This is a genomic window from Sinorhizobium sp. BJ1, assembly GCF_002531555.1.
In the GTDB taxonomy this organism is placed as follows: domain Bacteria; phylum Pseudomonadota; class Alphaproteobacteria; order Rhizobiales; family Rhizobiaceae; genus Sinorhizobium; species Sinorhizobium fredii_B.
The window spans coordinates 155513-168521 of the sequence record NZ_NWTH01000007.1 but is presented as its reverse complement, the minus strand read 5'-3'; the positions used below and the strand labels follow the sequence as shown (position 1 = coordinate 168521).

Here is a 13009-nt window from a genome sequence, read left to right as displayed (position 1 = left end):
TCCGGGGCGCGGCCTCCGCGCCGGCTTTTTATTTGAGCTCCGGGGCGCGGCTTCCGCGCCGGCTTTTTATTTGAGCTATGGGGCGCGGCCTCCGCGCCGGCTTTTTGTTTTGGCTCTGGGGCGCGGCCTTCGCACTGGCTTTTATTTGAGTTCTGGCGGAGGACTAGCGGTTTTCGGCGCCGGCCAGCCGCCGGCATCGATACGGAAGAGCCAGTCCTGCCGGACGAAGAGAAAGGCGTACATCATCGCGACCCAGAGACCGAGGAGCAGGCCGGCGGCCACGTCGCTCGGATAATGGGCGCCGACGACGACGCGCGAGGCGCCGATCATCAGCGCCAAGATCAGGAAGAGCGGCCTGAGCTCAGGCTTCAGCATCGCGAAGGCGCCGAAGAAGGCGCCGGCCGCCGTCGAATGGCCCGAGGGGAAGCTCTCGAACAATCTGTCGCCGGTAAAAGGCGTGAGGCTGTAGGCGCCATAGTCGGCGAAAAGTTCCGGGCGGGCGCGGCCGATCAGGAATTTCAGCCCGTGTACCAGCATGCTTGACGTGCCGACGGTCAGCAAGAAATAGGCCGAGAGATTGCGCGCGGTTCGCGCTCGTTGCCGGACCGTGTCGCGTCGTGATGCGCGCCGGACGATGAAGGCGATCAGGAGCAGGATGGCGGACGTATAGACCATCCAGGCGAAGGTGCCGAAATCGGTAATCGTCCGGTTGAAGTCGACGATCTCGTCCGGCAGGCTTCGCGCCAATTCCGACAGGTGCGGATCGAAGGGAACGAAAGCCAGGACGAGAAGCATCGTCGTCAGCAGAATCCAGCCGGTGGAAGCAAGCGGTTGGTTCATGGTTTCCTTTCCTGTCGCTTTCCTGCATTTGAAAACGAACGCGAAAAAATCAAGAGATCCAACGAAAAACACCTCCGGATGTCATCCGGAGGTGTTTGTTCAATCAGTAGAAAAGGAACGTCGACGGCCGATCAGGCCGAGAGCGCCTTGAACTCGGCAAGAATGGCGTCGCCCATTTCGACTGTGCCGACCTTGCTGCAACCCTCCGCCATGATGTCGCCGGTGCGGATGCCCTTGTCGAGCACATTGGCGATCGCCGTCTCGAGATTGTCGGCCTCCTTCACCAGATTGAAGGAATAGCGCAGGCACATCGCGAAGGAGGCGATCATGGCGATCGGGTTGGCAATGCCCTGGCCGGCGATGTCCGGCGCCGAGCCATGCACCGGCTCATAGAGTGCCTTGCGCTTGCCAGTCTTGGCATCCGGTGCGCCGAGCGAAGCCGAGGGCAGCATGCCGAGCGAGCCGGTCAACATCGCGGCGACGTCGGAAAGCATGTCGCCGAAGAGGTTGTCGGTGACGATGACGTCGAACTGCTTCGGCTGGCGCACAAGCTGCATGCCGCCGGCATCGGCCAGCATGTGCTCGAGCTGCACGTCGGAATATTTCGCCTTGTGCGTCTCGGTAACCACCTGGTTCCAGAGCACGCCGGACTTCATGACGTTGCGCTTTTCCATAGAGCAGACGCGGTTCGTGCGGGTGCGCGCCAGTTCGAAGGCGACGCCGGCGATGCGTTCGATCTCGTAGGTGTCGTAGACCTGCGTGTCGATGCCGCGCTTCTGGCCGTTGCCGAGGTCGATGATCTGCTTCGGCTCGCCGAAATAGACGCCGCCGGTCAGCTCCCGGACGATGAGGATGTCGAGGCCTTCGACCAGCTCCGGCTTCAGCGAGGAGGCGTTGGCGAGCGCCGGGTAGCAGATGGCTGGCCTCAGGTTGGCGAAGAGTTCGAGATCCTTGCGCAGCCGCAGCAGGCCGGCTTCCGGCCGCACTTCGTAAGGCACTGCGTCCCATTTCGGTCCGCCGACGGCGCCGAAGAGCACCGCATCGGCGGCAAGCGCCTTCGCCATGTCACCTTCCGAGATCGCCGCGCCATGGGCTTCATAGGCGGAACCACCCACAAGCCCCTCGTCCGTCACGAACCCGGCGCCCTGCTCGGCATTCATGTAAGCGATGATTTTGCGGACTTCCGCCATGGCTTCCGGGCCGATGCCGTCGCCGGGCAGAAGGAAGAGATTGCGCACAGTCATGGATAGTCCTTCTCGAGGAGGAAACAACTGCATGCTTCCTTAAATCCCGCGCGATTTAAGGACGAGAACATGCAGCACGTTAAAACTGCCACAGCGACCTTAGTGCGTCTGGAAGACGCACGGCGCTGTAGCGCGCGTTCTTAGCGCAACTTCGTATCGAGGGAAATCGCATCGGCGAAAGTTTTGTGCGTGCGTTTCGCCTCCGTTCCCTCGGAAACAGAGGCGGGCGGCTTCCTGTGTGACGGTGGTAGCATGGGGCCGATCACCGGTTTGCGCAGCATGCGCAAGCTCATCCGGGCCATAGCGGTCTTGGTCCGCGACATGATGGACATTCTCACCTTTCGCAAACCGTCGCGCGGCGGCTGATGCCGCCCGGCAAGCAGGTCAGGCAGGCCGGCCCGGTCTGCGGCCTTTCCCGTTTCCGCTTGACGGAATCGGCGCCGGACGCTCGAATGGCCGAATTGCAACCGGGGTTTCCAAGATGTCCGAGACGCTTCTTGTCGGTGCCTTTCTCGCCGCACTTTCCTATACGCTGATCCCCGGCCCCGCATTCCTGGCACTGCTCGGCATCGGCGCCGGCCAGGGCCGAAAGGCCGGTGCGCTGTTCATGGGCGGCCATCTCGCAGGCGATATTTTATGGTCGACACTGGCGCTCGTCGCCATCGTCGGAGCCCGTTCGATCGGCACGGCGATCTTCGATATTCTCGGCCTCATCTGCGGCGTCTATCTCGCCTGGATCGGTTGGACGGCGCTCAAGGCGCGTCCGAAGGGCGACAACCGGGCCCTAATGACAGTGGAGCGGCCGCTGCGGCGGGGACTGATCTTCGGGCTTACCAATCCCAAGGGCTATCCGGTGGCGCTCGCGACCTTCACGGCGCTGCTGGCCAGTTCCGCAAACGCGTTGGACTTCAATGCCCTGCCCATTCTGCTCGCCGTTTCGCTGATCGGCTTCCTGATCGCCGACGTGATCCTGATCGCAATTATCGGCGCCTCGGTCGTCCGGCGCTTCTATCGGCGCCATGAGCTCGCTATCGTCCGGCTCTCCGGGCTGCTGTTCATCGGTTTCGCGGCGCAGGCGATCTGGCACGCGGCGCCGGGGCTGCTCGGCATGCGCAAGGCTTGAACAATCCGCGCCCGCCAACCATTTCACACTCCGCCAGCGCGCCAATCCGCACCCGGCGGTATCCGCATGCGAAAGGAATCTCATGACCGTCAACGCTTCGCTGAACCCTGCGCTCACAAATTGGACCGGCCATGAGGGCCTGCCTCGCTTCGAGGCGATTAAGGATGAGGACTTCGCCCCCGCCTTCGATGCGGCCTTCGCGAGTCACGAGGTGGAGATCGACGCGATCGCCGAGAATCCGGAGCCGCCGAGCTTCGAGAACACCGTCGTCGCGCTGGAAATTGCCGGAGACGAGCTGTCGCGCATTTCGGCGCTGTTCTGGACCAAGGCGGGCGCCCACACCAACGAGGTCATCCAGGCGCTGGAGCGCGACATTGCACCGAAGATGTCGCGCCACTATTCGAAGATCGGCACGAACGCGGCACTCTTCAGTCGCATCGACACGCTGTGGGAGAAGCGGAACGAGCTCGAACTCGATCTCGAGGCGACGCGGGTGCTTGAGCGGCATTGGAAGGGTTTCGTCAAATCCGGCGCCAAACTTGCCAAGCCTGAGCAGGAGCGTCTGGCAGGGATCAACGAGACGCTCGCCGGGCTCGGCGCGAAGTTTGGACAGAACGTGCTTGCCGACGAGAAGAACTGGGTGCTGCTGCTGTCGAGCGAAGAGGAATTGGCCGGGCTGCCGGATTTCCTGAAGGACGCAATGGCGGCTGCCGCGCGCGATCGGGGCGACGACGGCAAATATGCCGTAACGCTGTCGCGCTCGATCATCGAGCCCTTCCTGACCTTCTCGGAGAACCGTGAACTCCGTGAACAGGCCTTCCGGGCCTGGACGGCGCGCGGCGAAAACGGCGGCGAGACCGACAATCGCGGCATTATCGCCGAGACGCTCTCGCTCCGGGACGAGAAGGCAAAGCTGCTCGGCTACGAGAATTATGCGGCGCTGAAGCTAGACGACACGATGGCGAAGACGCCCGAGGCGGTGAACGGCCTTTTGCTGCAAGTCTGGGAAAAAGCAGTGGCGCGCGCCCGCGAGGAGGAGGCGGATCTGGCCAAGCTGATCGCCGCCGAAGGCCGTAACCATGATGTCATGCCCTGGGACTGGCGCCACTATGCCGAAAAGCTGAGGGCAGAAAAGTTCAGTTTCTCGGAGAGCGAGCTGAAGCCCTATCTGCAACTCGAAAAGATCATCGACGCCTGCTTCGACGTCGCCCGCCGCCTCTTCGGCATCACGGCAACGGAAAGGAAGGGGATCGCCGCCTACCATCCCGATGTGCGCGTCTTCGAAATCCGCGACGCGACCGGCAAGCTCTTGGCAGTCTTTCTCGGCGACTATTTCGCCCGCTCCTCGAAGCGCTCCGGCGCCTGGATGAGCTCGTTCCAGTCGCAGCACAAGCTGAAACTGAAGAACGGTGCGTTCGGCGAAATCCCGATCGTCTACAATGTCTGCAATTTCGCAAAGCCCGCCGATGGCAAGCCCGCGCTGCTCTCCATCGACGATGCCCGTACCCTCTTCCACGAGTTCGGCCATGCCTTGCACGGGATGCTCTCTAATGTCACCTATCCCTCGGTATCGGGTACGGGCGTTTCACGCGATTTCGTCGAACTGCCGTCGCAGCTCTACGAACACTGGCTGACGGTGCCGGAGATCCTGAAGACATATGCCGTGCACTACCGGACCGGCGAGCCGATGCCGCAGGCGCTGCTCGACAAGGTGCTGGCGGCCAGGACCTTCAATTCCGGCTTCGCCACCGTCGAGTTCACCGCGTCGGCACTTGTCGACATGGCCTACCATACCGCCGAAAGCATCAGCGATCCCGTAGCGCTGGAAGCCGCGACGCTCGAGAAGATCGGCCTGCCGGCATCGATCGTCATGCGCCACCGCAGTCCGCATTTCCTGCACGTCTTCTCGGGAGATGGCTATTCCGCCGGCTACTATTCCTACATGTGGTCGGAGGTGCTCGACGCCGACGCCTTCGCCGCCTTTGAGGAGACCGGCGATCCCTTCGATCCGGCGATGGCAGCCAAGCTCAAGGGCCATATCTACTCCGTCGGCGGCGCAATTGATCCGGAAGACGCCTACAAGGCCTTCCGCGGCAAACTGCCGAGCCCCGAGGCGATGCTGGCGAAGAAGGGGCTGGCGGCGCCGGTTCTCTGAAGCGTCGGGGTGGAATTTGCCCTCACCCGTCACCATCTCCCCGCGCGCGGGGAGATGGTCGCGGCAGCGGGATGAGGGGCAGACAAGGCGAAGATTGTTGCTTCCTAAGCCACCTGCTCCACTCCCAACACCGCGAGCAGGTTGCGCATCCGCGCAGCCGCGAGCTCCGGCTTGTCGAGAACATTGGCCCGGTCGGCGAGGCGGAAGATATCCGAATAATGCAGCAGGCCGCGCGCCGACTGCAGCCCGACCGGCTGGGTGAAGTGGCGCTGGTGGCCGTTCAGCCAGGCCAGAAAGACGACTCCGGCCTTGTAGTATTGCGTCGGCGCCTCGAAGATCTTGCGTGACAGCGGCACCGTCGGCTCGATGACACCGCGGAAGGTGGCAAGATCGCCGGCCGCAAGCGCCGCAAGTGCCTTCGAGGCCGAGGGCGCGACGGCGTCGAAGATGCCGAGCAGGGCGTGGCTGTGTTTTTCGCCGTCGCCTTCGATCAGCTCCGCATAGTTGAAGTCGTCGCCGGTGAAGCAGAGCACGCCTTCCGGCAGGCCATTGCGCAGCGCCACTTCCTTGGCGTTGTCGAGCAGCGAAATCTTGATGCCTTCGACCTTGGCGCTGTTCTCGCCGATGATCGCCAGCACGGTTTCGAGCGCCTCTTCGAAATTCTCGGAGCCCCAATAGCCCGTGAGCTGCGGGTCGAACATGTCGCCGAGCCAATGGAGGACGACTTTGTCCTTCGTCTGGCGGAGGATGTGGCCGTAGACGCGGCGGTAGTCATCACCAGAGCGCGCTACGCGGGCCAGCGCCCGGCTCGCCATCATGATCGCCCGTCCGCCCTCCCCTTCGACGAAACCGATCTGCTCCTCGTAAGCCGCGATGACGTCCTCGATCGACCGCGCCTCGGCGGCCGGAAGCTGATCCGTGCCGGCACCGCAGGCGAGATCGGCACCCGGAACGCTTCGCGCCTCGGCGAGCGAGCGGCGGATCAGTTCCTGCGCCCCCGTCCAGGACAGTCCCATGCCGCGCTGGGCGGTATCCATTGCCTCGGCGATCTTGAAGCCGAGGCTCCACAGATGATGGCGAAAGGCCATCGTCCCATCCCAATCGACCGCCGGATTTCCCCACGGATCGGCGTCGCGAAGCGGATCGGAAACCACATGCGCGGCCGCATAGGCAATGCGGTTGAAAGCCGGCATCGCAGCGGGCCGGGCGATCGGCGTTCCCTGGAGCCGGTATTCTTCGAGTGAGCCGTCTTGGCGCGGCAGCATCAGGCTGGTCATCGGCGTACATCCTCCTCAGGTTTGTCGCATCGAATAATTTAGATCGTTCCAAATTTCAAGATCGAAATTGCGATTGGTCCGATCCGGACATGATGTGTTCGATGCGCATCGAAGGCATGGAATTCCTCACTTATGGCTGATTCAGCCGGAAGTCCGTAGTTAATTGTCGGAAATACATGCGACATTCCGGCCACGACTGTCTCGGAGAAAAATCTCTGCCGGGCCTTAAAAAAGTGAACAGAAGCCTCTTGACGAAATTGGAACGTTCCAATTATTAAGGATGCAAGAGATGAAAAGGTCTGGTCGGGGGGTTCGATGGCGAAGGAGCGGGTGACGGTCGTCGACATAGCGCGCGCCGCCGGCGTGTCGAAGTCGACCGTGTCGCTCGTCCTGCAGGGAAGCGCGCTCGTCAACCAGACGACCCGGGCGAAGGTGAACGCCGCAATCCGCGAGCTTGGCTATGTCTACAATCGTAGCGCCGCCAATCTGCGCCAGGCGAAGTCGAAGATCATCGGCATCGTCGTCAACGACCTGACGAACAGCTTCTTCGCGGAGCTCGCCGTCGGCGTCGATGCGGTGGTGCAGTCCGCCGGGTTCGTGCAGTTCCTGGCCAATACCGGTGAAAAAAGCGAACGCCAGCGCGAGGTCATCGCCTCGATGCGCGAGCACGGCGTCTCCGGCCTGATCATTTCGCCGGCGCGCGGCACGGAAGCGTCCGATCTCGCGTCCCTCGTCGCCAGCGGCATTCCCGTCGTGCTCGTCGTGCGCGACATTGCGGAAGCTGGTGTCTCGTCGTTGATTTCCGACAACCACGCCGGTGCTGTGGCGGCCGTCCGTCATCTGATCGAGCGCGGCCATCGCCATATCGCCTTCCTAGGCGGCTTTCCCGACACCGCGGTGTTTGAGGCGCGCATGTGCGGCTATCGCGATGCGCTGCACGCCGCGGGCATGCCCGCCCCAGACGAGCTGATCATCGGTTCGGCGCCGTCGCGCGCCGGCGGCGTGACGGCGATCGAGCAGGCGATGATGTTGAAGGAGCGGCCGACCGCCGCACTCTGCTTCAACGACGCGGTTGCCTTCGGCGTTTGCGATGGGCTGAGGGCGCGGCGGCTAGAGCCGGGCGCCGATTTCGCGGTGATCGGCTTCGACGACGTGATCGAGGCGAAGACCGCGGTGCCGGCACTCACGACGGTTTCCGTCGACCCGCAGGGCATGGGCGAACGCGCGGCGGAGTTGCTTCTGAAGCAGATCGCGGCCGGGCGCGCGGAGCCCGAATCGATTGTCAGCTCCGTGCGGCTCGTCGTTCGCCAGAGCTGCGGCGGCACCGTCGAGCGCAGGGTGAAGGAGATATCGTCATGATCCGATGGGGATTGATCGGCGCGAGCACGATTGCGCGCGAATGGGTGATCGGCGCCATCCGCGCCGCCGGCGGCGAGGTCATCTCGGTGATGAGCTCGAGCCAGGAACGCGGTGAGACTTACGCGGCGGAAAACGGTATCGCCAAGTCTGTTACCAGCATCGACGACCTCGTCGGCGATGCCGATGTGGACGCGGTTTACATCTCGACGACCAACGAGCTTCATCACGATCAGGCGCTGGCGGCGATCCGCGCCGGCAAACATGTACTCTGCGAGAAGCCGCTGGCGATGAACTTGAATGACGGCTGCGAAATGGTGCTCGCCGCGTGCGAGGCCGGCGTCGTGCTCGGCACCAACCATCATCTGCGCAATGCCGCCACGCATCGGGCGATGCGGGAAGCGATCGCCGCCGGCCGGATCGGGAGGCCGATCGCGGCGCGGGTCTTTCACGCCGTCTATCTGCCGCCGCATCTGCAGGGCTGGCGGCTCGAAAGGCCGGACGCCGGCGGCGGCGTCATTCTCGACATTACCGTGCACGACGCGGACACGCTGCGCTTCATCCTTAACGACGACCCGATCGAGGCGGTGGCGATCAGCCACAGTGCCGGCATGGGCAAGGAGGGGCTCGAGGACGGGGTGATGGGGGTGTTGCGCTTCCGCTCCGGTGTGATCGCGCAGTTCCACGACGCCTTCACGACAAAATACGCCGAAACCGGCCTCGAAGTGCATGGCACGGACGGGTCGCTGATCGGCCGCAATGTCATGACGCAGCGCCCGGTCGGCACCGTGACCTTGCGAAACGAAGACGGCGAAACTGAACTGCCGCTCGATCACCGCAATCTCTATGAGACGGCGCTCGTCGCCTTCCATGCCGCGATCGCGGGCGAGGGATCGCCGGGCGCAACTGGCGAGGATGGCGTCTGGTCGCTCGCCGTCGGCCTCGCCGTCGTCAAGGCGGCGGCAACCGGCATCGCCGCCCAGATCGAACCGGGACTTTGAACCGCATGTCTATCAGCAAGCATATTTCGCCGGCGCAAGCGGCTGCCCTGATACCGGACGGAGCCGTCGTCTCGGTCTCATCCTCCAGCGGCCTCGGCTGCCCGGACCTGATGCTGAAGGCGATTGGCGAGCGCTTCGAAGCGACCGGCCACCCGCGCGAGCTGACGACGCTGCATCCGATCGCCGCCGGCGACATGAGCGGCATCAAGGGCGTCGACTACATCGCCAGGAAGGGTCTGCTGAAGAGGATCATCGGCGGTTCCTATCCTTCCGGACCGTCGAGCGCCGAGCCGCCGCTGATCTGGCAGATGATCGGTGCCAACGAGGTGGCGGCCTACAACATTCCCTCCGGCATTCTCTTCGACATGCATCGCGAGGCGGCGGCAAAACGTCCGGGGGTGATGACCAAGGTCGGGCTCGACACCTTCGCCGACCCGTCGCGCGAGGGCTGCGCGATGAATGCGGTCGCAGCGGCCGAGCCGGTCGTGAAGAAGATTTCCTTCGAGGGTGAGGATTGGCTGTATTTCAAGGCGATCGCGCCTCACGTGGCGATCATCCGCGCCACGACAGCGGACGAGCGCGGCAATCTCACCTACGAGCACGAGGGCGCCTATCTTGGCGGGCTCGACCAGGCGCTGGCTGCCCGCAACAATGGCGGCATCGTCATCGCTCAGGTGAAGCGCATCGCCAAGGAGGGCTCGCTGAAGCCCCATGACGTGCGAGTGCCGGGTGTCCTTGTCGACTATCTGATCGTCGATCCCGACCAGAAGCAGACGACACAGACGCTCTACGATCCGGCGATCTCCGGCGAGATCTTCCGGCCGCTCGACAGTTTCCGCGTCCCGGAATTCAACATCCAGAAGGTCATCGCCCGCCGCGTCGCCCAGGAGCTCGAAGCGGGAAGCGCCGTCAATCTCGGCTTTGGAATTTCGGCGAATGTGCCGCGTATCCTAATCGAAGAGGGGCTGCATGGTGCTGTCACCTGGGTGATCGAACAGGGGGCGGTCGGCGGCGTGCCGCTCTTAGACTTCGCCTTCGGCTGCGCCTCGAATGCGGATGCCTTCATGCCGTCGCCCTACCAGTTCACCTATTTCCAGGGTGCCGGTTTCGATGCATCGCTGCTCTCCTTCCTGGAGATCGACCGCAGCGGCTCGGTGAACGTCTCGAAGCTCAGTTTTCGCCCGCATGTGACGGCCGGAGCCGGCGGTTTTGTCGATATCACGGCGCGGGCAAGGAAGATCGTCTTTTCCGGCATGTTCAATGCCGGCGCGAAACTTGCGGTCGCCGACGGCCAACTCGTCATCGAAAAGGAAGGCAAGCTCAAGAAGCTGGTCGACCAGGTCGAGCACGTCACCTTCTCGGGCCGCCGCGCGGTCGAACAGGGGCAGGACGTGACCTATGTCACCGAGCGGGCGGCGATGAAGCTGACGCCCGCGGGCCTCGTGCTCACCGAAATCGCGCCGGGCGTCGATCTCCAGGCGCATGTCCTCGACCAGTCGGAGTTTCCGCTGATCGTTTCCGACAGGCTGAAGGTCATGGATGCCGTGCTGTTCCAAGAGGCGCCGTTTGGGCTCGAGCTGCCGGCCAAGCGGCGGTGTGAGATCACTGGAGGCACGCATGGCTGACGAACGCATCCGCGTCGAGATCGATGGTGCCGTCGCGACGATGACGGTGGCGCGTCCGGAAAAGCTCAATGCCTTCGACATCGACATGCTGAAGGCGCTCGCTTCCGCCTGCGATACGGTCGAGGCGAACCGCGATGTGCGGGTCGCGATTCTCACCGGCGAGGGCAAGGCCTTTTCCGCCGGCGGCGACATCAAGGCCTGGGGCGGCATGGACCCCGCCGCTTTCGGCCATGACTGGGTGCGCTTCGGCCATCGCGTCTTCGAGCGGCTGGCGACCTTGCGCATGCCGGTGATCGCCGCCTTGAACGGCCCCGCATTCGGTGGCGGCCTGGAACTGGCGGCGGCCGCGGATATCCGCATAGCTGAGAAACAGGTGAAGATCGGCCTTCCCGAAACAAGCCTCGGCATGGTGCCCGGCTGGTCCGGAACGCAGCGCCTCGTCTTGCGTTTCGGCGCGCAGATCGTCCGCCGCATGGTGCTCGGCGGTGAGATGTTCTCCGCGGAGGAGGCAAAGGCCGAGGGGCTGGTCGATGCGGTGATCGAGACCGGCACGGTCATGGCGGCGGCGCGGGACTATGCCGCGCGCGTTGCCAGCCGCGGGCCGGCGGCGCTCGAAATATCGAAACTGATGATCGCTTCGGCGAATGGCGAGGACAACGGCGCTGCCGTCGAGACGCTGGGCTCGCTCCTGGTCGCCAAGACCGGCGATCTCAAGGAGGGCGTGGCAGCCTTCAGCGAAAAGCGCCAAGCGCGCTTCAAGGGAGAATGGTGATGACGGTACTGCTGAGGCCGAAGCCGCTCGGCGACGACAAGCTCCGCGAATTCCGCATGCTGATCGACGGCAAGTGGGTGGCGGGCACCGAGGGCCGGACGATCGAGCGCGTGGCACCGGGCCACGGCGTCGTCGTCAGCTGTTACCAGGCGGCGACCAAGGTCGATGCCGAGCGCGCCATCGCTGCGGCGCGGCGTGCCTTTGACGATGGCCCCTGGCCGCGCATGACGGCGTCCGAGCGCTCCCTGGTCCTCCTTAGGGCCGCCGACATGATTGCCGGGCGCGCCGACGAGCTCGCCTTTCTCGACGCGATCGAATCCGGCAAGCCGATCAGCCAGGCCAAAGGCGAGTTGGCAGGCGCCGCCGACATCTGGCGCTATGCGGCCGCACTTGCCCGAGATCTTTCAGGCGAGAGCTACAACACGCTCGGCGAGGGTACACTTGGTGTCGTGCTGCGCGAAGCGATCGGCGTCGTCTCGATCATCACGCCCTGGAACTTCCCCTTCCTGATCGTCAGCCAGAAATTACCCTTCGCGCTCGCCGCCGGTTGCACGACGGTGGTCAAGCCCTCGGAACTCACCTCCGCCTCGACGCTCGTGCTTGGCGAAATCCTCGAGTCGGCCGGCGTGCCGGCAGGCGTCGTCAACATCATCGTCGGCACGGGGCCGGAGGTCGGCGCGCCGCTCACCAGCCATCCGGATATCGACATGATCTCCTTCACCGGCTCGACCGGCGTCGGCCGGCTGACCATGGCGAATGCGGCGCAGACCCTGAAGAAGGTGTCGCTCGAACTCGGCGGCAAGAACCCGCAGATCGTCTTTCCCGATGCCAATCTCGATGAATTCATCGATGCGGCCGTCTTCGGCGCCTATTTCAATGCCGGCGAATGCTGCAATGCCGGCTCGCGGCTGATCCTGCATCGCGACATTGCCGAAGAGGTGACTGCGCGCATCGCCGCGCTTTCTGCCAAGGTCAAGGTCGGCGATCCGCTCGATCCCGAGACGCAGGTCGGCGCAATCATCACGCCGCAGCATCTCGAAAAGATCGCCGGCTATGTATCCGCCGCCGCAGGCGAGGGCGCAGCCGTCAGCCATGGCGGCGCGGTGCTCGATCTCGGCATGGGCCAGTTCATGGCGCCGACCATTCTCTCGGCCGTCCGGCCGGACATGGTGGTAGCGCGCGAGGAGGTTTTCGGACCGGTCCTCTCGGTGCTGACCTTCGAGACGACGGAGGAGGCGATCCGCATCGCCAATTCGATCGATTACGGGCTCTCGGCCGGTGTCTGGAGTCGCGACTTCGATACGTGTCTGACGATCGGGCGGCGCGTGCGCGTCGGCACCGTCTGGATGAACACCTTCATGGACGGCGCTTCGGAACTGCCCTTCGGCGGATACCGGCAGTCGGGCCTCGGCCGCGAACTCGGGCGGCACGCGGTGGAGGACTATACGGAGACCAAGACGCTCAACATGCATATCGGCCAGCGCACCAATTGGTGGATGCCGCGCTGAGATCGGGAAGGGGAGGCTGTTCGCAGATGGTTTCGTTGGCGATGTCCGCAGACAGGATGAGGAAGGGGTGGCTGGTTCCACGCCTTTCGGTTCCGGCTGCGCGCGCCG

At 64.0% G+C, this 13009-nt stretch carries 10 protein-coding genes; 7 read left to right on the top strand and 3 right to left on the bottom strand.

Annotation, left to right across the window (positions count from 1 at the left end; all coding sequences use genetic code 11):
• Positions 1-141: 141 nt before the first annotated feature.
• Both CO676_RS12735 and leuB read right to left on the bottom strand, forming a co-directional pair.
• Positions 142-840, bottom strand: a complete 699-nt coding sequence (locus tag CO676_RS12735; RefSeq protein ID WP_097521328.1) for a phosphatase PAP2 family protein — start codon at positions 838-840, stop codon at positions 142-144.
• 131 nt (positions 841-971) lie between these two features.
• Positions 972-2084: a 3-isopropylmalate dehydrogenase gene (gene leuB, locus CO676_RS12730; RefSeq protein WP_041414793.1), complete on the bottom strand. Its 1113-nt coding sequence runs from the start codon at positions 2082-2084 to the stop codon at positions 972-974.
• A gap of 481 nt (positions 2085-2565) precedes the next feature.
• On the opposite strand from leuB, the gene CO676_RS12720 reads away from it, so the two are divergent.
• The gene (locus CO676_RS12720) at positions 2566-3207 is read left to right on the top strand and encodes a LysE family translocator (RefSeq protein WP_097521326.1); all 642 of its coding nucleotides are present in this window, start codon (positions 2566-2568) and stop codon (positions 3205-3207) included.
• Between the two features lie 82 nt (positions 3208-3289).
• Entirely contained in the window at positions 3290-5362 is a 2073-nt protein-coding gene (locus tag CO676_RS12715) for a M3 family metallopeptidase (protein ID WP_097521325.1), read from the top strand.
• 104 nt (positions 5363-5466) lie between these two features.
• Here the strand turns inward: CO676_RS12715 and CO676_RS12710 are convergent, their stop codons facing one another.
• On the bottom strand, positions 5467-6639 hold the full coding sequence (locus CO676_RS12710) for a dihydrodipicolinate synthase family protein (RefSeq protein ID WP_097521324.1): 1173 nt from the start codon (positions 6637-6639) through the stop codon (positions 5467-5469).
• Positions 6640-6954: 315 nt separating this feature from the next.
• Between CO676_RS12710 and CO676_RS12705 the strand changes: the two genes are divergently transcribed.
• Genes CO676_RS12705 through CO676_RS12685 form a run of 5 tightly spaced genes read left to right on the top strand, consistent with a single transcriptional unit; the run spans position 6955 to position 12901 of the window.
• Positions 6955-7998 carry a LacI family DNA-binding transcriptional regulator gene (locus CO676_RS12705; protein WP_014766437.1) on the top strand — a complete coding sequence of 348 codons (1044 nt, stop codon included), beginning with the start codon at positions 6955-6957 and terminating at the stop codon, positions 7996-7998.
• A complete protein-coding gene (locus CO676_RS12700) occupies positions 7995-8996 on the top strand; it encodes a Gfo/Idh/MocA family oxidoreductase (RefSeq protein ID WP_014766436.1) in 1002 nt (333 codons plus the stop codon). Before CO676_RS12705 ends, CO676_RS12700 begins: the two co-directional genes overlap by 4 nt.
• Before the next feature lie 5 nt (positions 8997-9001).
• Positions 9002-10621, top strand: coding sequence for an acyl CoA:acetate/3-ketoacid CoA transferase (locus CO676_RS12695; RefSeq protein ID WP_097521323.1), 1620 nt, complete (start codon positions 9002-9004; stop codon positions 10619-10621).
• Positions 10614-11393: an enoyl-CoA hydratase/isomerase family protein gene (locus CO676_RS12690; protein ID WP_097521322.1), complete on the top strand. Its 780-nt coding sequence runs from the start codon at positions 10614-10616 to the stop codon at positions 11391-11393. Before CO676_RS12695 ends, CO676_RS12690 begins: the two co-directional genes overlap by 8 nt.
• Positions 11393-12901 (top strand): aldehyde dehydrogenase family protein, encoded by a 1509-nt coding sequence (locus CO676_RS12685; RefSeq protein WP_097521321.1) that lies wholly within the window; start codon positions 11393-11395, stop codon positions 12899-12901. The genes CO676_RS12690 and CO676_RS12685 overlap by 1 nt, the downstream gene beginning before the upstream one ends.
• The last annotated feature ends 108 nt before the right edge of the window (positions 12902-13009 follow it).

What these genes read in the sequence shown, in the direction of transcription:
- CO676_RS12735 (WP_097521328.1), bottom strand. Translation starts at nt 840, where the DNA reads ATGAACCAACCGCTTGCTTCCACCGGCTGGATTCTGCTGACGACGATG.
- leuB (WP_041414793.1), bottom strand. Translation starts at nt 2,084, where the DNA reads ATGACTGTGCGCAATCTCTTCCTTCTGCCCGGCGACGGCATCGGCCCG.
- CO676_RS12720 (WP_097521326.1), top strand. Translation starts at nt 2,566, where the DNA reads ATGTCCGAGACGCTTCTTGTCGGTGCCTTTCTCGCCGCACTTTCCTAT.
- CO676_RS12715 (WP_097521325.1), top strand. Translation starts at nt 3,290, where the DNA reads ATGACCGTCAACGCTTCGCTGAACCCTGCGCTCACAAATTGGACCGGC.
- CO676_RS12710 (WP_097521324.1), bottom strand. Translation starts at nt 6,639, where the DNA reads ATGACCAGCCTGATGCTGCCGCGCCAAGACGGCTCACTCGAAGAATAC.
- CO676_RS12705 (WP_014766437.1), top strand. Translation starts at nt 6,955, where the DNA reads ATGGCGAAGGAGCGGGTGACGGTCGTCGACATAGCGCGCGCCGCCGGC.
- CO676_RS12700 (WP_014766436.1), top strand. Translation starts at nt 7,995, where the DNA reads ATGATCCGATGGGGATTGATCGGCGCGAGCACGATTGCGCGCGAATGG.
- CO676_RS12695 (WP_097521323.1), top strand. Translation starts at nt 9,002, where the DNA reads ATGTCTATCAGCAAGCATATTTCGCCGGCGCAAGCGGCTGCCCTGATA.
- CO676_RS12690 (WP_097521322.1), top strand. Translation starts at nt 10,614, where the DNA reads ATGGCTGACGAACGCATCCGCGTCGAGATCGATGGTGCCGTCGCGACG.
- CO676_RS12685 (WP_097521321.1), top strand. Translation starts at nt 11,393, where the DNA reads ATGACGGTACTGCTGAGGCCGAAGCCGCTCGGCGACGACAAGCTCCGC.